This is a genomic window from Streptomyces sp. NPDC016677 (assembly GCF_055562815.1).
The window spans coordinates 31,825-50,769 of record NZ_JBVHEO010000020.1 but is presented as its reverse complement, the minus strand read 5'-3'; the positions used below and the strand labels follow the sequence as shown (position 1 = coordinate 50,769).

General features: G+C 73.3%; 18 protein-coding genes. 12 read left to right on the top strand and 6 right to left on the bottom strand.

The features are described 5' to 3' along the window. Positions 1-66 precede the first annotated feature (66 nt). From ACZ3IG_RS33095 to ACZ3IG_RS33080, 4 genes are all read left to right on the top strand, one after another. Positions 67-1,320 carry an MFS transporter gene (locus tag ACZ3IG_RS33095; protein WP_467436738.1) on the top strand — a complete coding sequence of 418 codons (1,254 nt, stop codon included), beginning with the start codon at positions 67-69 and terminating at the stop codon, positions 1,318-1,320. 21 nt (positions 1,321-1,341) lie between these two features. Next, the gene (locus tag ACZ3IG_RS33090) at positions 1,342-1,872 is read left to right on the top strand and encodes a DUF3574 domain-containing protein (protein WP_467436737.1); all 531 of its coding nucleotides are present in this window, start codon (positions 1,342-1,344) and stop codon (positions 1,870-1,872) included. A gap of 129 nt (positions 1,873-2,001) precedes the next feature. Continuing rightward, positions 2,002-3,390, top strand: coding sequence for an aldehyde dehydrogenase family protein (locus tag ACZ3IG_RS33085; RefSeq protein ID WP_467436736.1), 1,389 nt, complete (start codon positions 2,002-2,004; stop codon positions 3,388-3,390). A 101-nt stretch (positions 3,391-3,491) separates the two neighbouring features. Next, positions 3,492-4,577, top strand: a complete 1,086-nt coding sequence (locus ACZ3IG_RS33080; RefSeq protein ID WP_467436734.1) for a zinc-binding dehydrogenase — start codon at positions 3,492-3,494, stop codon at positions 4,575-4,577. On the opposite strand, the gene ACZ3IG_RS33075 is transcribed toward ACZ3IG_RS33080, so the two are convergent. The 3 genes from ACZ3IG_RS33075 to ACZ3IG_RS33065 all read right to left on the bottom strand — a co-directional run bounded on the left by ACZ3IG_RS33075 (position 4,574) and on the right by ACZ3IG_RS33065 (position 6,997). Next, complete coding sequence (locus tag ACZ3IG_RS33075; RefSeq protein WP_467436733.1) at positions 4,574-5,506, bottom strand: DMT family transporter; 933 nt, start codon at positions 5,504-5,506, stop codon at positions 4,574-4,576. The genes ACZ3IG_RS33080 and ACZ3IG_RS33075 overlap by 4 nt on opposite strands. A 62-nt stretch (positions 5,507-5,568) precedes the next feature. Further along, complete coding sequence (locus tag ACZ3IG_RS33070; protein WP_467436732.1) at positions 5,569-6,282, bottom strand: ArsR/SmtB family transcription factor; 714 nt, start codon at positions 6,280-6,282, stop codon at positions 5,569-5,571. A 73-nt stretch (positions 6,283-6,355) separates the two neighbouring features. Beyond that, on the bottom strand, positions 6,356-6,997 hold the full coding sequence (locus ACZ3IG_RS33065) for a TetR/AcrR family transcriptional regulator (protein WP_467436730.1): 642 nt from the start codon (positions 6,995-6,997) through the stop codon (positions 6,356-6,358). Positions 6,998-7,071: 74 nt separating this feature from the next. On the opposite strand from ACZ3IG_RS33065, the gene ACZ3IG_RS33060 reads away from it, so the two are divergent. The 3 genes from ACZ3IG_RS33060 (at position 7,072) to ACZ3IG_RS33050 (ending at position 9,359) form a co-directional block, all read left to right on the top strand. Then, positions 7,072-8,223, top strand: a complete 1,152-nt coding sequence (locus ACZ3IG_RS33060; RefSeq protein ID WP_467436729.1) for an acyl-CoA dehydrogenase family protein — start codon at positions 7,072-7,074, stop codon at positions 8,221-8,223. A 126-nt stretch (positions 8,224-8,349) separates the two neighbouring features. Then, positions 8,350-8,637, top strand: coding sequence for a YiaA/YiaB family inner membrane protein (locus ACZ3IG_RS33055; RefSeq protein WP_467436728.1), 288 nt, complete (start codon positions 8,350-8,352; stop codon positions 8,635-8,637). A 74-nt stretch (positions 8,638-8,711) separates the two neighbouring features. Continuing rightward, positions 8,712-9,359 (top strand): TetR/AcrR family transcriptional regulator, encoded by a 648-nt coding sequence (locus ACZ3IG_RS33050; RefSeq protein ID WP_467436726.1) that lies wholly within the window; start codon positions 8,712-8,714, stop codon positions 9,357-9,359. Between the two features lie 12 nt (positions 9,360-9,371). Here the strand turns inward: ACZ3IG_RS33050 and ACZ3IG_RS33045 are convergent, their stop codons facing one another. Further along, entirely contained in the window at positions 9,372-9,833 is a 462-nt protein-coding gene (locus ACZ3IG_RS33045; protein WP_467436725.1) for a MaoC family dehydratase, read from the bottom strand. Positions 9,834-9,971: 138 nt separating this feature from the next. Here ACZ3IG_RS33045 and soxR point away from each other — a divergent pair, with 138 nt between their 5' ends. After that, positions 9,972-10,451: a redox-sensitive transcriptional activator SoxR gene (gene soxR, locus ACZ3IG_RS33040; protein WP_467436723.1), complete on the top strand. Its 480-nt coding sequence runs from the start codon at positions 9,972-9,974 to the stop codon at positions 10,449-10,451. Between the two features lie 305 nt (positions 10,452-10,756). Here the strand turns inward: soxR and ACZ3IG_RS33035 are convergent, their stop codons facing one another. After that, a complete protein-coding gene (locus ACZ3IG_RS33035; protein ID WP_467436722.1) occupies positions 10,757-11,359 on the bottom strand; it encodes a hypothetical protein in 603 nt (200 codons plus the stop codon). A gap of 303 nt (positions 11,360-11,662) precedes the next feature. Between ACZ3IG_RS33035 and ACZ3IG_RS33030 the strand changes: the two genes are divergently transcribed. Continuing rightward, entirely contained in the window at positions 11,663-14,485 is a 2,823-nt protein-coding gene (locus tag ACZ3IG_RS33030; RefSeq protein ID WP_467436721.1) for a penicillin acylase family protein, read from the top strand. 21 nt (positions 14,486-14,506) lie between these two features. Here the strand turns inward: ACZ3IG_RS33030 and ACZ3IG_RS33025 are convergent, their stop codons facing one another. After that, positions 14,507-15,742 carry an exo-beta-N-acetylmuramidase NamZ family protein gene (locus tag ACZ3IG_RS33025; RefSeq protein WP_467436720.1) on the bottom strand — a complete coding sequence of 412 codons (1,236 nt, stop codon included), beginning with the start codon at positions 15,740-15,742 and terminating at the stop codon, positions 14,507-14,509. Positions 15,743-15,865: 123 nt separating this feature from the next. On the opposite strand from ACZ3IG_RS33025, the gene ACZ3IG_RS33020 reads away from it, so the two are divergent. The 3 genes from ACZ3IG_RS33020 to ACZ3IG_RS33010 are packed head-to-tail and all read left to right on the top strand — an operon-like array spanning position 15,866 to position 18,945. Continuing rightward, positions 15,866-16,636 carry an SDR family oxidoreductase gene (locus ACZ3IG_RS33020; RefSeq protein ID WP_467436719.1) on the top strand — a complete coding sequence of 257 codons (771 nt, stop codon included), beginning with the start codon at positions 15,866-15,868 and terminating at the stop codon, positions 16,634-16,636. Next, complete coding sequence (locus ACZ3IG_RS33015) at positions 16,633-18,294, top strand: class I adenylate-forming enzyme family protein (protein ID WP_467436717.1); 1,662 nt, start codon at positions 16,633-16,635, stop codon at positions 18,292-18,294. The genes ACZ3IG_RS33020 and ACZ3IG_RS33015 overlap by 4 nt, the downstream gene beginning before the upstream one ends. 57 nt (positions 18,295-18,351) lie before the next feature. Next, positions 18,352-18,945 (top strand): TetR/AcrR family transcriptional regulator, encoded by a 594-nt coding sequence (locus ACZ3IG_RS33010; RefSeq protein WP_467436716.1) that lies wholly within the window; start codon positions 18,352-18,354, stop codon positions 18,943-18,945.

The following is an 18,945-nucleotide window of genomic DNA, read 5'->3' as shown; positions in this document are numbered from 1 at the left end:
ACCTCGGTCGTCCGAACCGAGTCGTCCGAACCGGTCGCCCGGCCCCGCACAGTGGAGGATTCGCCCATGAGGCCCGGTGGGAACCGCGGCTGGCTGCTCCGCCTCGTCATCGCCTTCTCCTTCGCGCAGGGGGCGGTGTCGATGGCCCGGCCCGCCGTCTCGTACCGGGCGCTGGCGCTGGGCGCCGACGAGCGGGCGGTCGGTGTGATCGCGGGCGTCTACGCGCTGCTGCCGCTGTTCGCCGCCGTCCCGCTGGGCCGCCGCACCGATCACGGCCGCTGCGCCCCGCTGCTGCCCGTCGGGGTCGTCCTGATCTCCGGCGGCTGCGCGCTCAGCGGCGCCGCCGGGTCCCTGTGGGCGATGGCGCTGTGGAGCGGCGTGATGGGCCTGGGGCACCTGTGCTTCGTGATCGGGGCGCAGTCGCTGGTGGCCCGCCAGTCGGCGCCGCACGAACAGGACCGCAACTTCGGCCACTTCACCATCGGCGCCTCGCTGGGTCAGCTCGTCGGCCCGATCGCGGCCGGCGCGGTCATCGGCGGCTCCGACATGGCGCACAGCAGCGCGGTGGCCCTGGTGGCGGCGGGCGCGGGCGGCGCCGTCGCGCTGACGTCGCTGTGGCGCATAGAGCACCGTACGGCCGTGAAATCCGACGCGACGCCGGGCGCGCGCGTCCCCGTGAGCCGCATCCTGCGCGCGCGGGGCGTGCCCGCGGGCATGCTGATCAGCCTGTCCGTGCTGTCCGCGACCGACATCCTCACCGCCTATCTGCCGGTGGTCGGCGAGCACCGGGGCATCGCCCCCTCGGTGATCGGCGTCCTGCTCAGCCTGCGCGCGGCGGCCACCATCGCCTGCCGGCTGGTGCTGACGCCGCTGCTGCGGCTGCTGGGCCGCACCGCGCTGCTCACCGTCACCTGCCTGCTCGCCGCCCTGCTCTGCGCGGGCGTCGCACTGCCCCTGCCGGTCTGGGCGCTGGGGCTGCTCCTCGTCGTCCTCGGCTTCTGCCTGGGCGTCGGCCAGCCGCTGTCCATGACGACCGTCGTCCAGGCGGCCCCCGCCGAGGCCCGCTCCACCGCCCTCGCCCTGCGCCTGACCGGCAACCGTCTCGGCCAGGTCGCCGCCCCCGCCGCGGCCGGCCTGATCGCCGGGATCGCGGGCGTGGCCGCCCCCTTCGTCATGCTCGGCGCGCTGCTCCTGCTCTCCTCGGGCGTGGCCCTGCGCGCCCCCCGCCCGGCCGCGGCCGCGCCCCCGCCACGCCCCGCCGACCCGGCCGGCGAGGCGAGTGCGTCCACCCCGGCGCGGCTGCCGGGCCAGGAGGAGTGAGACCCGGTAGGAAAAGGGTCCATGCGCCTCACGGACTTCCCCCGACCCCGAACCCGCCCCCGACCTCGTACTCGTACGCGTACTCGTGACAGGTCTCCCCTGCGGGGCCGGACGGCCCTTGCCACGGCCGGGCTCCTGCTGGCCGTCGCCGCGCCCGCGGCCTACGCCGCCCTGGACGGCGAGGACGCCTCCGCCGCGGCCTCCCCGGCACCGGGGCGCGGAACCCCGTACGTGGAGACCCAGCTCTTCTTCGGCACCGAGCGGCCCGACGGCGGACCGGCCGTCACCGAGCGGCAGTTCATGGACTTCGTCGACGACGAGGTCACCCCGGACTTCCCCGACGGGCTGACCGTGCAGAGCGGACACGGGCAGTGGCGGGACGCGACCGGCACCATCGCCAAGGAGCGGTCGTACGAGCTGATCCTGCTCTACCCGGTCGCCGAGGCGGGCCCGAGCGACCGCAGGATCGAGGAGATCCGCCGGGTGTACGAGAAGACCTTCGGCCAGGAGTCCGTGGGCCGCGTCGATCTGCGGGGCAGCGCCGACTTCTGAGCCGTCGGTTCCCCGTTCCCGGGCAAGGTGAGCCGCGCCATTCGGGCGGCCCCTGGTGCCAGAAAACTAACGGCGCTAGTTTGGGGTGCGGACGACGGAGACCGCCCGGCCGGAAGGAACGCGAACGCGATGAAGGCACAAGACGGCATGTACATCGACGGCGCCTGGCGTCCCGCCGCGAGCCGGGACACGATCGCCGTCGTGAACCCGGCCGACGAGCAGGTGATCGGCCGGGTCCCGGCCGGGGACGCGCAGGACGTCGACACCGCCGTGCGGGCCGCCCGCGCCGCCCTCCCGGGCTGGGCCGCCACCCCGCCGGCCGAGCGCGGCGCCCGGCTGGCCGCGCTCAGGGACGTCCTGGTGGCCCGCAAGGACGAGATCGCCGAGACGGTCACCGCGGAGCTGGGGTCCCCGCTGAAGTTCTCCCAGGCCGTGCACGCGGGCGCCCCGATCGCGGTGGCCGGCTCCTACGCCGAGCTGGCGACGACGTACGCCTTCGAGGAGAAGGTCGGCAACTCCACGGTCTACCAGGAGCCGGTGGGCGTCGTGGGCGCCATCACCCCCTGGAACTACCCGCTGCACCAGATCGTCGCCAAGGTGGCCCCGGCGCTCGCGGCGGGCTGCACCGTCGTGCTCAAGCCCGCCGAGGACACTCCGCTGGTCGCCCAGCTCTTCGCGGAAGCGGTGCACGAAGCCGGGGTCCCGGGGGGCGTGTTCAACCTGGTCACCGGGCGCGGCCCGGTCGCCGGCCAGGCTCTCGCCGAGCACCCCGGCGTCGACCTGGTCTCCTTCACCGGCTCCACCGCCGTCGGCCGCCGGATCGGCGCGACGGCCGGCGCCGCCGTCAAGCGCGTCGCCCTCGAACTCGGCGGCAAGTCCGCCAACGTCATCCTGCCCACCGCCGACCTGGCCAAGGCGGTCAACGTCGGCGTCGCCAACGTCATGTCCAACTCCGGCCAGACGTGCAGCGCCTGGACCCGGATGCTGGTCCACCGCGACCAGTACGACGAGGCCGTCGAGCTGGCCTCGGCCGCCGCCGCCAAGTACGGCGAGCGCATCGGACCGGTCGTCAACGACGGGCAGCGCCGGCGGGTGCGCGGCTACATCGAGAAGGGCGTCGCCGAGGGCGCCCGGCTGGTCGCGGGCGGCCCCGACGCCCCGCGCGAGCGCGGCTACTACGTCCGCCCCACCGTCTTCGCCGACGTCACCGAGGACATGACCATCGCGCAGGAGGAGATCTTCGGCCCGGTCCTGTGCCTGTTGAGGTACGAGGACGAGGACGACGCCCTGCGGATCGCCAACGGCACGGTCTACGGGCTGGCCGGTGCCGTCTGGGCCGGGGACGAGGCGGAGGCGGTCGCCTTCGCCCGCCGGATGGAGACCGGACAGGTCGACATCAACGGCGGCCGGTTCAACCCGCTGGCCCCGTTCGGCGGTTACAAGCAGTCCGGCGTGGGCCGCGAACTGGGCCGGCACGGCCTGGCCGAGTTCCTCCAGACCAAGTCCCTCCAGTTCTGAGCCCGTTCTGAGCCCGTTCTGAGTCCGGCCTGAGTCAGTTGTGGGCCGGCTCCGAGTCCGTTCTCCGAGTTCGTTCCGAGTCCCAGGGGAGTCCCGCCGTCATGGCTGTCCGTGCCGCCGTAGTACCCGCCGTCGGTTCTCCGCTGGAGATCACCGAGATAGAACTGCCCGACCCCGGCCCCGGTCAGGTCCGGATCCGGCTCGCCGCCGCCGGCGTCTGCCACTCCGACCTGTCCCTGTCCAACGGCACCATGCGGGTGCCGCTGCCCGCCGTCCTCGGCCACGAGGGCGCCGGTACGGTCGTCGGCGTCGGCGAGGGTGTGGAGCGCCTCGCCCCCGGTGACGCCGTCGTCCTCAACTGGGCCCCGTCCTGCGGCACCTGCCACGCCTGCTCGCTCGGCGAGGTCTGGCTGTGCGCGAACGCCCTGTCCGGCGCCGCGAACACGCACGCCCGCCGCGCCGACGACGGCACCGGACTGCACCCCGGGCTGAACGTCGCCGCGTTCGCCGAGGAGACGGTCGTCGACGCGTCCTGCGTCCTGCCCGCCCCCGACGGCGTCCCGCTCACCGACGCCGCCCTGCTCGGCTGCGCCGTCCTCACCGGCTACGGCGCCGTCCACCACGCGGCCCAGGTCCGGAAGGGCGAGACGGTCGCCGTCTTCGGCGTCGGGGGAGTGGGCCTCGCCACCCTCCAGGCGGCCCGGATCGCGGGCGCCTCGAAGATCGTCGCCGTGGACGTCTCCCCGGAGAAGGAGGAACTGGCCCGCGCCGCTGGCGCCACCGACTACGTCCTCGCCTCCGACACCACCGCCCGCGAGATCCGCGCCCTCACCGGCAAACAGGGCGTCGACGTGGCCGTGGAGTGCGTGGGCCGGGCGGTCACCATCCGCACCGCCTGGGAATCGACGCGCCGCGGTGGACGCACCACGGTCGTCGGCATCGGCGGCAAGGACCAGCAGGTCACCTTCAACGCCCTGGAGATCTTCCACTGGGGCCGCACCCTGACCGGCTGCGTCTACGGCAACAGCGACCCGGCCCGCGACCTCCCGGTCCTCGCCGGACACGTCCGCGCCGGCCGCCTGGACCTCGGCGCCCTGGTGACCGAACGCATCGCCCTGGACGGCATCCCGGCCGCCTTCGACACCATGCTGGCGGGCAAGGGCGGACGGGCGCTGGTGGTCTTCTAGACCCGTTCCGCGTCCCCTTCGGCGGTGTCGCGGTCCCGGGTCCGGTCGCGGTCCCGGGTCCGCGCCCGGGACCGCGACACCGCCACACCCCCCAGACACAGCGCCCCGCCCACCAGGGTGAGCGGGCCCGGCACCTCGTCCAGCGCCAGCCAGGACAGCAGGACGACCAGCGCGGGGACCGCGTAGGTGGTCGCACCCATCCGGCCGGCGGTCGTGCGGGCCAGCGCGTACGCCCACGTCGTGAACGCCAGCGCGGTCGGGAAGACGCCCAGGTAGACCATGTTGAGGGTCGCGGACAGGGGAGCGTCGGCCGCGTCGCGCGCCAACTGCCCCGCGAACGGCAGACAGACCGCGGCCCCGACCAGGCACCCCCACGTCGTCACCTGGAGCGCGCTCGCCCGGCCCAGGGCCGGCTTCTGGGCGACGACCCCGCCCGCGTACGCCACGGCGGCCAGCAGACACAGCACCACCCCGAGCACCGAGGCGGAACCCTCGCCCGACATCGACAGCCCCACGGTCACCGCCCCGGCGAACGACACCGCCATCCCGGCCAGCAGCCTGGGCGGCACGGCGTCCCCGAGCAGCCGCGCGCCGAGCAGCGCGATGAGGATCGGGCCCACGTTGACGACCAGGGCGGCCGTACCGGCGTCCACCTGCTGTTCGCCCCAGTTGAGGGCGACCATGTAGAAGCCGAACCAGAGCACGCCGGATATCGCGATGCCCCGCCAGGCCGGCCGGGGCGGGAGCCCCTCCCTCCGCACCAGGCAGATCAGCCCCAGCACCAGGGCCCCCGACAGCAGGCGGCCGAGCGCCAGCGCGCCCGGCGAGTAGGCGTCGCCCGCGCTGCGGATGGAGACGAAGGCGGAGGCCCACAGGACGACGGTGACCGCGGCGGCACCGGCCGCCGACCGAGAGGGGGACATCATCATGCTCCAGAGTCAGGGAAGAAGGGTGGTGGAGACCGGCGGTCGCCGGAGAATGCCGTCGGTGCTCAGCGCAAGGCGTCCGCCGTCACGCCCAGCAGCTCCGACAGCGCCCGCGCCCCCGACGCCGTCACCTTCACCGCCCGCCCGCTGCCGATGCGCACGCACCAGCCCGCGTCCAGGGCGTGCCGGCACAGCGCGGCGCCCGCGACACCGGCGAGATGGGGGCGGCGTTCGGTCCAGTCGAGGCAGGCCCGGGCCAGCGGCCGCCGCCCGGTGCGGGCGAGCCCGATGCCGGTCGCGTCGAACCAGGCGAGACCCGCGTCCGTGAGCGCGAACCCGGTGTCCTGCCGCAGCAGCCCCCGAGCGGTCAGCGCGTCGGTCACGGCGATCCCGAGCCGCCCGGCGAGGTGGTCGTAACAGGTGCGCCCCCGGGCCATCGCCGACCCGGCGCCCGCCGCGGCCAGCGAACGCGGACGCCGCGCCACGGCCTCGGGCGCCACCTGCGCGGTCAGGTCCTCCACGAGCTGCGCCACCCGGTCGTCGGCCAGCCGTACGTACCGGTGCCGCCCCTGCCGCTCCTCGGTCAGCAGGCCGCCCGCGACCAGCTTGCCCAGGTGCTCGCTGACCGTGGACGGCGCGACCCCCGCGTGCCGGGCCAGCTCACCGGCGGTCCACGCCCGCCCGTCGAGCAGCGCCAGCAGACAGGCGGCCCGCGTCTCGTCGGCGATCAGCCCGGCCAGCCGCGCCAGCCCGGCCGCACCGGGGTCCTTGTCGGTCATGGCACCAGCATGCGGCACGGACACTTCGGCGGGCACCGAAGTGTCCGTGCCGAAGTCTCTCAGCCGCAGCCGCTCAGCCGCCCCGCGCGACCTGCTCGTACTGGAGGGCCAGTCCGTCCAGCAGTGCCGCGAGCCCCGTCTCGAAGGCCCGCTCGTCGATCTTCTCCTGCTGCTCGGCGAGCCGGTGGGCCTGCTGGAGGTGGGGATAGTCGGCGGGATCGTAGGCGCCGGGCTCGGCAGGGAAGCCGGCGGCGAAGGAACCCAGCGCGGAGCCCATCACGAAGTACCGCATCAGCGCGCCGATCGAGGTGGCCTGCGCCGGGGGCCAGCCCGCCTCGACCATCGCCCCGTAGACGGCGTCCGCGAGGCGCAGCGCGGCCGGGCGGTGGCCGGGGCCGTGGGCGAGGACCGGGACGATGTTGGGGTGGTCGCGCAGGGCGGCCCGGTAGGAGACGGCCCAGTCGCGCAGGGCGGTCCGCCAGGGCCGGCCGTCCTCGAACATCGACAGGTCGACCTGTCCGCTCACCGAGTCGGCGACCGCCTCCAGGATCTCGTCCTTGGTGCGGAAGTGGTTGTAGAGCGAGGGCCCGCTGACGCCCAGTTCGGCGGCGAGCCGGCGGGTGGAGACGGCCGCGAGGCCCTCCTCGTCCACCAGCGCACGGGCCGCCGTGACGATCCGTTCGGTGCTGAGCAGGGGCTTGCGCGGTCGGGCCATGGCGCACATAGTAGGGCTGCGACAAGAAACTAGCAGTGCTAATTAATGTTCGTTCGTCTGTGAGGTGGCGCGGCATGAACCTGGAGCTCAGCGAGGAACAGAGTGCCGTCCGGCAGCTGGCCCGGGACTTCGTCGACCGCGAGATCGCCCCGCACGTCGTCGCCTGGGACCGCGCGGAGGACGTGGACCGCGCCGTCGTCAAGAAGCTCGGCGAGGTCGGCTTCCTCGGCCTGACGATCGACGAGGAGTACGGCGGCTCGGGCGGCGACCACCTCGCGTACTGCCTGGTCACGGAGGAACTGGGCCGCGGCGACTCCTCCGTGCGCGGCATCGTGTCGGTCTCCCTCGGCCTGGTCGCCAAGACGATCGCCGCCTGGGGCGACGAGGAGCACAAGCGCCGCTGGCTGCCCGGCCTGACCTCCGGCGAGTACGTCGGCTGCTTCGGCCTGACCGAGCCCGGTACGGGGTCGGACGCGGGCAGCCTCACCACGCGGGCGGTCCGCGACGGCGGGGACTACGTGATCAACGGCACCAAGATGTTCATCACCAACGGCACCTGGGCCGACGTCGTGCTGCTCTTCGCCCGCTCCACGGACGCCCCCGGCCACAAGGGCGTCTCCGCCTTCCTGGTCCCCGCCGACACCCCCGGCCTGACCCGCCGCACCCTCCACGGCAAGCTCGGCCTGCGCGGCCAGGCCACCGCCGAACTGGTCCTGGAGGACGTCCGCGTACCCGCCTCCGCGATGCTGGCCCCCGAGGGCAAGGGCTTCTCGGTCGCCATGTCGGCCCTGGCCAAGGGCCGGATGTCGGTCGCGGCCGGTTGCGTCGGCATAGCCCAGGCCGCGCTGGACGCGGCCGTGAAGTACGCCGGTGAGCGCGAGCAGTTCGGCAAGCCCATCGCCGGGCACCAGCTCGTCCAGGAACTGATCAGCGACATCGCCGTCGACGTGGACGCCGCCCGCCTGCTGACCTGGCGGGTCGCCGACCTGATCGACCGCGGGCGGCCCTTCGCCGTCGAGTCCTCCAAGGCCAAGCTGTTCGCCTCGGAGGCCGCCGTCCGCGCCGCCAACAACGCCCTCCAGGTCTTCGGCGGCTACGGCTACATCGACGAGTACCCGGCCGGCAAGCTGCTGCGCGACGCCCGCGTGATGACCCTCTACGAGGGCACCAGCCAGATCCAGAAACTGGTCATCGGGCGGGCGCTGACGGGCGTATCGGCGTTCTGAGCGCGCGGCCCGAGTGCGCGGCCCGAGCGTGCGGCCCCGGCACGCGGCCCGAGCGTGCGGTCTGAGTAGGCGGTCTGAGTAGGCGGGCGGATGTGGCCGCGGCCACATCCGCCGACGCTTGTCCCCATGAGTGACACACCGGTCAAGCAGCAGAGCACGGCCGCCTTCTACGGACAGGCCGTCGCGTCCTTCGCGGTCGCCATGGCCGCGACCGCCATCGGCATCTTCAACCTGGAGGCCGACGCCTGGGTGCGCGCCTTCCTCGGGATCGCCGTCCTGTACCTCGTCACCTCGTCCTTCACCCTGGCGAAGATCATCCGCGACCGGCAGGAGGCCGGGCAGATCGTCAGCCGCGTCGACCAGGCACGGGTGGAACAGCTGCTCGCCCAGCACGATCCGTTCCAGAAACTGTGAGGTGAGCGCTCTAAGCGCCCGCTCAGCTTCGGCGGTATGGTGGTCCTCCTGTCACCGAGAGGGGCGAGAAGGCGATGAGTACGGCGGAGGAGACCAGGGGCGGCGACACCGAGCCCTGGAGCGAGGTCACCCCTGACGCGGCCCGGCGGCTGCTGGTCGCCGCCGTGGAGGCCTTCGCCGAGCGCGGATACCACGCCACGACCACCCGGGACATCGCGGGGCGGGCCGGCATGAGCCCGGCCGCGCTGTACATCCACTACAAGACCAAGGAAGAGCTGCTCCACCGCATCAGCCGGATCGGCCACGCCCGGGCGCTGGACATCCTGCGCACGGCGGCCCGGGGAGAGGGCGGCGCCACCGAGCGGCTCGCCGACGCCGTCAGTTCCTTCGTCCGCTGGCACGCGGGGCGGCGCACCACCGCGCGGGTGGTCCAGTACGAACTGGACGCGCTCGGCCCCGACGCCCGCGCGGAGATCGTCGCGCTGCGCCGCCAGTGCGACGCCGAGGTGCGCGGCATCATCGAGGACGGCGTGGCCACCGGCGAGTTCGAGGTGCTCGACCTCAAGGGGACCACGCTGGCCGTGCTCTCGCTCTGCATCGACGTGGCCCGCTGGTTCAACGTCAACGGCACCCGGACGCCCGACGAGGTCGGCGCGCTCTACGCCGACCTCGTGCTGCGGATGGTGGGCGCGAAGACCCCGGCCGCCGCCGCCGACCAGTAGCGGCGGGACGTATCAGAAGTAGTACCGCGAGACCGACTCCGCGGCGCACACCGGCTTGTCCCCGCCCTCGCGTTCCACGGTGAAGGCGACGGTGACCTGGACGCCGCCGGTGACGTCCTCGGCGTTCGTGAGGGTCGCGGTGGCGCGCAGCCGCGAGCCGACCGGTACGGGGGAGGGGAAACGGACCTTGTTGGTGCCGTAGTTGACCCCCATCTTCACGCCCTCGACGGCGAGGAGCTGCGGCCCGAACAGGGGCAGCAGCGACAGGGTCAGATAGCCGTGCGCGATCGTGGTGCCGAACGGCCCGGCGGCGGCCTTCTCCGGGTCGACGTGGATCCACTGGTGGTCGCCGGTCGCCTCCGCGAACAGGTCGATCCGCTTCTGGTCGATCTCCAGCCAGTCGGTGTACCCCAGTCGTTCGCCCACCGCCGCCTTCAGTTCGTCGGCGGAGGTGAAGATCCTCGGCTCTGCCATGTCCCGGCCTCCCGCGTGTGCCATGTCGTTTCTACTGCGTGTGCCATGTCGTCTCTACTAAGCGACTGCTTAGCATGGTCGGCCGTGCGGCCCCTGTCAACGGACCGGGCGGAGTGCGGGATGGGTAGTCTTCGAGGGGTGCCCCAGATTCCAGAGAAGATCCACGAACTCACGGTCGGCCAGGTCGCCGCGCGCAGCGGCGCCGCCGTCTCCGCCCTCCACTTCTACGAGTCCAAGGGCCTGATCAGCAGCCGCCGCACCTCGGGCAACCAGCGCCGCTACAGCCGGGACACCCTGCGCCGGGTCGCCTTCATCCGGGCCGCCCAGCGGGTCGGCATCCCGCTCGCCACGATCCGTGAGGCGCTCGCCGAGCTGCCCGAGGAGCGCACGCCCACGCGGGACGACTGGACCCGTCTCTCCGAGGCATGGCGCTGTGAGCTGGACGAGCGCATCAAGCAGCTCAACCGGCTGCGGGACCACCTCACCGACTGCATCGGCTGCGGGTGTCTGTCCCTGGACACCTGCGTGCTGTCCAATCCGGACGACGTCTTCGGCGAGAGCCGGGCCGGGTCCCGGCTGATGGTGGAACGGGGCGGCGGCCGACCCCAGGCGTATTGACCCGCAGGGTTCGGCGGGCTTCTGCCCGCGGGGCGGCGGCCTGCGCGGGGCCCGGGCGGCGGCTGCCCGCCCGGCGGCGCAGGCTCCTGTCCTCGGGACACGGGCGCGGGCGCGGACGTGAGCGGCCCCGGCCACTCGCGGTGACACCACGTCAACGGCCGCACGCCCCACCCCACGCCCCCTCAGGCGGGCCCGAGCGGGCCCGGGCGGAGGCCCAGGCGGTGCGGCGCCCGGCGCTCCCGGGCCGTGCCGCACCACCCCCCCCGTACCTCACCGCACGTCGTCGCGCCGTACCTCACGCCGGCTCAGGCCGACACCAGCAGCCGTTCCCGCCGGGTGGCCGACAGGGCCTCCGGCGTCAGTACGGGCCGCGGCACCAGGATCCCGCAGTCCGCGCAGACCGGACCGGCCGACGGCTCGTGGTCCAGGTCGTACTTCCATATGAGCCGCTCACCCGCGCACACCGGGCACGCCGCCCCCGGCTCGCGCTCCAGCGCGGCTATCAGCCGGCGCAGTACCTCGGCCAGCGGCTCACGGGGATGCACCCGCGGGTCGTCGCACCACGCCACACCGAACCCGCCCCAGGTCAGCCGGTGCCAGTCGTCCACGCTGCCGGGCCGGCGCAGCCCGTCGTGCTTCTCCTTCCTGCGGCGCTCGGCGAACTTCACCTCATAGGCGAGCCACACCGACCGCGCCTGCTCCAGCTCCTCCAGCGCGGCCACCAGCCGCGCCGGGTCCGGGGACCTGTCCTCCGGCCCGAACCCCCAACGGGAGCACAGGTGGTCCCAGGTCGCCCTGTGTCCGTAAGGGGCGAACCGCTCAAGGCACTTGCGCAGCGAGTAGCGCCGCAGCGCCAGGTCGGACCGCGGATCGCGGACCTGTCTCGCCAGACTCCGGAAACCGGCCATCGCCCTGCACCTCCGTCACACCTGCACCTGTTTTCCGGTCACTTCGGCGTCGTCGTACGGACGTCGCCGAATAGACGTATCGACACACGATTCGGCTCCATCCGATTTCCGATGGCCTCCATAAGCCGGCCGGACCGCCTCCCGAGTCGACTCCCGTGACCTGTGTGTCTGCTCTGTCGCTCTGTTCCGTCGCTCTGTTCCGTCGCTCCGCTGTGCTCTCGCCGAAAGTGACGCATGTTCATCTTCGAACCCGGGGATACCGCCGGTAACATCCGGCGCGTCCCCGTCGGGAGGAGCTGCCCCATGTCACGGCGCACCCCACGCACGGCCCTCGACAGACTGAGAACTCCCCGCGGAATCCACGGGTTCCTGAAGAGCGCGTCGCTATGCGCCCTCATTGCCGGTCTTTTGGCACCGCTTTCCCCGGCCGTGACGGCCGCGAGCGCCGGCACCGCCTCGGCCGCCCCGGCCGGCACCGCCCCCGCCGGGGCGCCGGGCGGCACCGCGGCGGCCGGCGACCACTGCGGCGGACAGTGTTCCGACATCCTGCCGCCCGGCCAGAACGGCAACGCCACCCTCGCCCAGATCCTGCTCAACCAGGCCTTCGGCACCCAGCCCGCGCACGCCGAGGACCAGCTCGGCCCCTACGCGAACCTCGCCACCGGCCACCGCGCCCTCACCAACGACACGATCAACACCTTCTTCAACGACGCCTCGTTCGGCGTCCCCGCCGACCAGGTCGCCTCCACCGTCCGCCCGGCCGGCCGCACCGACGTGACGATCGTCCGCGACAAGAAGACCGGTGTGCCGCACATCACAGGCACTACCCGCTACGGCACCGAGTTCGGCGCCGGTTACGCCGCCGCCCAGGACCGGCTGTGGCTGATGGACCTCTTCCGCCACGTCGGCCGCGGCGAGCTGACGTCCTTCGCGGGCGGCGCCCCCGCCAACCAGGGCCTGGAGCAGCAGTTCTGGCGCGCTGCCCCCTACACCGAGGCCGAGCTGCGGGCCCAGATCGACAGCGCCGCCGCGAAGGCCGGCGAACGCGGCGCGCAGGCCCTGGCCGACGTCGAGGCCTACGTCGCCGGTGTCAACGCCTACATCGACGCCTCCGACCAGGCCCGCAACTTCCCCGGCGAGTACGTCCTGACCGGCCACAAGGACGCGCTCACCAACGCCGGCACCATCGAGCACTTCGAACCCGCCGACCTGGTCGCCCTCGCCTCCGTCATAGGCGCCCTGTTCGGCTCCGGCGGCGGGGGCGAGGTGAACAACGCCCTGTCCCTGCTCGCCGCCCAGGAGAAGTACGGCGTGACCGAGGGCACGAAGGTCTGGGAGTCCTTCCGCCAGCGCGACGACCCCGAGGCCGCCCGCACCGTCCGGGACGGCGCCTTCCCGTACCTCACCCCGCCCGCCGACCCGCGGCACCGGGCCCTGCCCGACGCCGGCTCGGTGACGGCCGAACCCCTCGTGTACGACCGCACGGGCAGCGCGGCCGAACAGGCCACCGCCGCCACCGGCGCCCTCTCCTCCGCCCGGCGCGGCATGTCCAACGCCCTCGTCGTCAGCGGCGACCACACCGCGAGCGGGCACCCCGTCGCCGTCTTCGGACCGCAGACCGGCTACTTCGCGCCCCAGCTCCTGATGCTCCAGGAGATCCAGGGCCCCGGCCTCAGCGCCCGCGGCGCCTCCTTCGCGGGCCTGAGCATGTACGTCGAACTGGGCCGGGGCCAGGACTACGCGTGGAGCGCGACCACCTCCGGCCAGGACATCATCGACACGTACGCCGTCGAGCTGTGCCAGGACGACTACCACTACCTCTACCGCGGCACCTGCACCCCCATGGAGAAGGTCGAGCGCGAGAACGCCTGGACCCCGACCGTGGCCGACTCCACCGCCGCCGGCTCCTACACCCTGCGGGTCTGGCGCACGAAGTACGGCCCGGTGGAGCACCGCGCGACCGTCGGCGGCACGAAGGTCGCCTACGTCTCCCTGCGCTCGTCCTTCCTGCACGAGGCCGACTCGATCATCGGCTTCCAGATGCTCAACGACCCCGACTACGTCAAGGGCCCGCAGGACTTCCAGCGCGCCGTCCAGCACATCAACTACACCTTCAACTGGTTCTACGCCGACGCCGAGCACACCGCGTACTACAACAGCGGCGACAACCCGGTACGGGCCGAGGGCGTGGACGCCGACTTCCCTGTGTGGGCCCGTCCGGCGGGGGAGTGGCGGGGCTGGGACCCGACGGCCAACACCGCCGACTACACCCCGGCCTCCGCCCACCCGCGCTCGGCCGACCAGGACTACTACGTCTCCTGGAACAACAAGGTGGCCGAGGGCTACACGGTCGCCTCCTGGGGCAACGGCTCGGTCCACCGCGGGAACCTGCTCGACGACCGGGTGCGGAACCTGGTCGAGCAGGGCGCGGTCACGCGCGCCTCGCTCGTCCGGGCGATGGCCGACGCGGGCCTCACCGACCTGCGGGCCGAGGGCGTCCTGCCGGACCTGCTGAAGGTGATCGACACCGCCCCGGTGACCGACCCCGCCGCCAGGACGGCCGTCGACCGGCTCCGGGCCTGGCTGGCGGCGGGCGGCGAACGCACCGAGACCTCGGCCGGTGCGAAGACGTACGCCCACGCCGACGCCGTGCGCACCATGGACGCCTGGTGGCCGCTGCTGGTGCGGGCCGTGTTCGAACCCGGCCTCGGCAGCGGCCTGTACGACGCCTTCACCGCCAACCTCCCCGTCGACGAGTCGCCGTCCGCCGCCCACGGCCCGACCGGAGGACACGCCGGCAGCGCCTTCCAGTACGGCTGGTGGAGCTTTGTCGACAAGGATCTGCGGGCGGTGCTCGGCGAGTCCGTACGCGGCCCCCTCGCCCGCGCCTACTGCGGCGGCGGCTCCCCGGCGGCCTGCCGGGACACGCTGATCGCCACCCTGGCGCAGGCGGCGGCGAAGACGCCCGCCCAGGTCTACCCCGGCGACGACAACTGCGCGGCGGGCGACCAGTGGTGCGCCGACGCGATCGTCCACCGCACCCTGGGCGGCATCAGGCACGGCCCGGTCAGCTGGCAGAACCGCCCCACCTACCAGCAGGTGGTGGAGTTCACGTCCCACAGGTGAGTACGGGCGGGCGGCGGGCGGTCAGCGGTGGACGAGATACCGCTCCCGCACCCGGCGGAACGCCTCCAGCTCCGCCCGCCAGCCCGCCACCACCTCGTCGGTGTCCGCGCCCGCGTCGATCATCGTGCGCACCCGCGCGGAACCGGTCAGCTTGTCGATCCACCCGTCCGACCGCCAGGCGAACCCGTCCCAGACCCGCCTGGCGGTCACCAGCAGCGCGATCCCCGTACGCACGGGGTCGAACGCCGCGCGGTCGTGCACATGGAGCTGCACACCACCGACCGTCCTGCCCTGGAACTTGGAGAAGACGGGCGCGAAGTACGCCTCCCTGAACCGCACCCCCGGCAGTCCCAGTCCGTTCGCGGCGGCGGCCCACGCCCCGTCGATCCCCTCCGCGCCCAGCAGTTCGAACGGGCGGGTGGTGCCGCGCCCCTCGGACAGATTGGTGCCCTCGAACAGACAGGTCCCCGAGTACACCAGCGCGGTCTGCGGTGTCGGCATGTTGGGGCTCGGCGGCACCCAGGGCAGGCCGGAGGCGTCGTAGAAGTCGGACCGCCGCCACCCGGTCATCGGTACGGTCTCCAGGGCGACGGGCGTCGTCAGGAACTCCCCGTCGAACAGGCGCGCCAGCTCCACCACGGTCATGCCGTGCGCCTGCGCGATCGGCCGGCGGCCGACGAAGGTGGCGAACTCCGGGTGCAGCACCGGACCCAACGCGGCCCGCCCGGTCACCGGGTTGGGCCGGTCCAGGACCACGAACCGCCTGCCCGCGAGCGCGGCGGCCTCCATGCAGTCGTACAGCGTCCAGATGTACGTGTAGAAGCGCGCCCCCACGTCCTGGATGTCGAAGACGACGGTGTCCACGCCGGACGCGGTGAAGACGTCCGCGAGCGGCTGCCCGCTCTTGAGGTACGTGTCGTAGACCGGCAGCCCGGTCGCCGGGTCGTCGTACCGGCCCTCCGAGCCGCCCGCCTGGGCGGTGCCGCGGAAGCCGTGCTCGGGGCCGAAGACGGCGGTGAGGTCCACCCGGTCGTCGGCGTGCATGACGTCGACGATGTGCCGCACGTCCCGGGTGACGCCGGTCGGATTGGTGACGACGCCGACCCGGTCGCCGTCGAGCAGGGCGTACCCGTCGGCGGCCAGCCGCTCGAAGCCGGTCCGCGTCCGGCGCCCGCCGGACGCCCGCGCCGTACCGGTGGAGGCCGCCGTCGCGGTCGCCGTCGCCGTGGTGAGCAAGGCCCGTCTGGACAGTGTCATGCCCACGCACGCTAGTGCGCGCCCCGGCCCGGCGGAACGAGGCGAACCGCGCAACACCCTTCCGCAGAACATACCGACTGGTTAGTCTGTCACGGCCAGTTGGCGTCGCGTCGAAGGAGACCGATGGTGGAGACCGTGCAGGACGCGGGTGTCGTCGTCACCGGAGCGGGGGGCGGCATCGGGGCCGCGCTGGCCCGCCGCTTCGCCGCCGGGGGCGCCCGCGTCGTCGTCAACGACCTGGACCCCGGCAAGGCGAAGGCGGTCGCCGAGGAGATCGACGGCATCGCGGTACCCGGCGACGCCTCGGCCGTCGTCGACGAGGCCCGCGAGGCGCTCGGCGGCGCGGTCGACGTCTACTGCGCCAACGCGGGCGTCGGCTCCGGCGGCACCGAGGCCGCCGACGAGGCCGTCTGGGCACTGGCCTGGGACGTCAACGTCATGGCCCATGTCCGCGCCGCCCACGCCCTGCTGCCCGACTGGCTGGAGCGCGGCCGGGGCCGGTTCGTCTCCACCGTGTCGGCCGCCGGCCTGCTCACCATGATCGGCGCCGCCCCCTACAGCGTCACCAAGCACGGCGCCTACGCCTTCGCCGAGTGGCTGTCGCTCACGTACCGCCACCGCGGGATCAAGGTGCACGCCATCTGCCCGCAGGGCGTGCGCACCGACATGCTCACCGCCAGCGGCAGCGCGGGCGACCTGGTGCTCGCGCCGACCGCGATCGAACCGGAGGACGTGGCGGACGCCCTGTTCCGGGGCATCGACGAGAACCGCTTCCTGATCCTCCCGCACCCCGAGGTCGCCGCGTACTACCAGGCCCGCGCCGCCGAACCGGACCGCTGGCTGCGCGGCATGAACCGCCTCCAGCGCCAGTGGGAGGAGGGGGCCGCCCGATGACGGCCACCGGTTCCCGGTACGCGGCCAAGCCCTGGCTGGATCTGCTCACCGACGCCCAGAAGGCCCCGCTGCACCCGGACCCCTCCCTGGTGCACGCCCTGCGCCGGGCCGTCGCCGCGACCCCCGACCGCACCTTCCTCGCCTACTTCGACGGCCGCCTCACCTACCGCGAGGTGGACGAGCTGAGCGACTCCGTCGCCGGCCACCTCGCCGCCCGCGGCCTGGAGCGCGGCGACCGGGTGGCGGTGGTCCTCCAGAACTCCCCGCACTTCGTCCTCGCCGTCCTCGGCGCCTGGAAGGCGGGCGGGATCGTGGTCCCCGTCAACCCCATGTACAAGTCGGGGGAGACCGGGCACGTCCTGCGGGACGCCGAGGCGACCGCGCTGATCTGCTCCGACCGGGCCTGGGAGGCGTATCTGCGCGACACGGCCGCCGAGTCGCCGGTGCGGATCGCGCTCACGGCGTGCGAGCTGGACTTCCAGACCCGCGGGGACGCGCGCGTACTGGCCGTCGCACGGCAGCCCGTGACCGACGCCGACGACCTCACGGAAGCGGCCCGCGCCGGCCGTCCGGCCCCGCCGGACCGTGACCCGGCCGCCGACGGCACCGCGCTGATCAGCTACACCTCGGGCACCAGCGGCACCCCCAAGGGCGCCACCAACACCCACCGCAACATCATGTACAACGCCGAACGGCAGCGCACCGGACTGGGCCTTCCCGAGGCACCGGTCTACTTCGCGCTGGCGCCGCTGTTCCACATCACCGGCCTGGTCTGCGAGTTCGGCGCCTGTCTGGCCAGCGGCGGCACGCTCGTCCTCGCCTACCGCTTCGAGGCGGGCGTCGTCCTCGACGCGTTCGCCGAGCACCGCCCGCACTACACCGTCGGCCCGTCCACCGCCTTCATGGCCCTGGCCGCCCACCCCGGCGTCACCCGCGACCACTTCGCCTCCTTCACGGTGATCTCCTCCGGCGGCGCCCCGCTGCCGCCCGCCCTGGTGGAGCGGTTCCGGGCCGGCTTCGGGCCGTACATCCGCAACGGCTACGGCCTCACCGAGTGCACCGCCCCCTGCGCCTCCGTACCGCCCCACCTGGAGGCACCCGTCGACCCGGTCTCCGGGACCCTCGCGGTGGGCGTGCCCGGCCCGCAGACCGTCGTCCGCGTCCTCGACGACCAGGGCGAGGAGGTGCCCTTCGGCGAACAGGGCGAGATCGTCGTCAGCGGCCCCCAGGTCGTCCCCGGCTACTGGCGCCGCCCCGACGCCACCGCCGAGACCTTCCCCGGCGGCGAGCTGCGCACCGGCGACATCGGCTTCATGGACGAGCGCGGCTGGCTGTACGTCGTCGACCGCAAGAAGGACATGATCAACGCCTCCGGCTTCAAGGTCTGGCCGCGCGAGGTCGAGGACGTCCTCTACACCCACCCGGCGGTGCGCGAGGCGGCCGTCGTCGGGGTGCCCGACGGCTACCGCGGCGAGACCGTCAAGGCGTACATCAGCCTCCGGCCGGGCGCCGAGACCGACCCCGGCGAGCTGGCCGCGTACTGCGGCGAGAGACTGGCCGCCTACAAGTACCCGCGCCAGGTGGAGATCCTGCCCGAGCTGCCGAAAACGGCGAGTGGCAAGATCCTCCGTCGGGAACTGCGTTCCCGCGACGTCTAGGCGCGACGTTCTAGACGCGACGACTGGAACAGTGTCACGGAAAGGCAGGTGGCGGCAGTGCCCAGGACGACGGACGGGGACGGCACCCCGGTGCCGCAGCGGCTCCTGGCCGCCGCCACCCGGCTCTTCGCGGAGCGGGGCTACGACCGCACCTCGGTGCAGGAGATCGTCGAGGCGGCCGGCGTCACCAAGGGCGCGCTCTACCACTACTTCGGCTCCAAGGACGACCTGCTGCACGAGGTGTACGCGCGCGTGCTGCGCCTCCAGCAGGAACGCCTGGACACCTTCGCGGACGCCGACGCACCGGTCGAGAAGCGGCTGCGGGACGCGGCGGCCGACGTCGTCGTCACCACCATCGACAACCTGGACGACGCGTCGATCTTCTTCCGCTCCATGCACCACCTGAGCCCGGAGAAGAACCGGCAGGTACGCGCCGAGCGCCGCCGCTACCACGAACGCTTCCGCGCCCTGGTCGAGGAGGGCCAGCAGTCCGGCGTCTTCTCCAAGGAGACCCCCGCGGACCTGGTGGTGGACTACCACTTCGGTTCCATCCACCACCTGTCCACCTGGTACCGCCCCGACGGCCCGCTCACCCCCCAGCAACTCGCCGACCACCTCGCCGACCTGCTGCTGCGCGCGCTGCGACCGTAA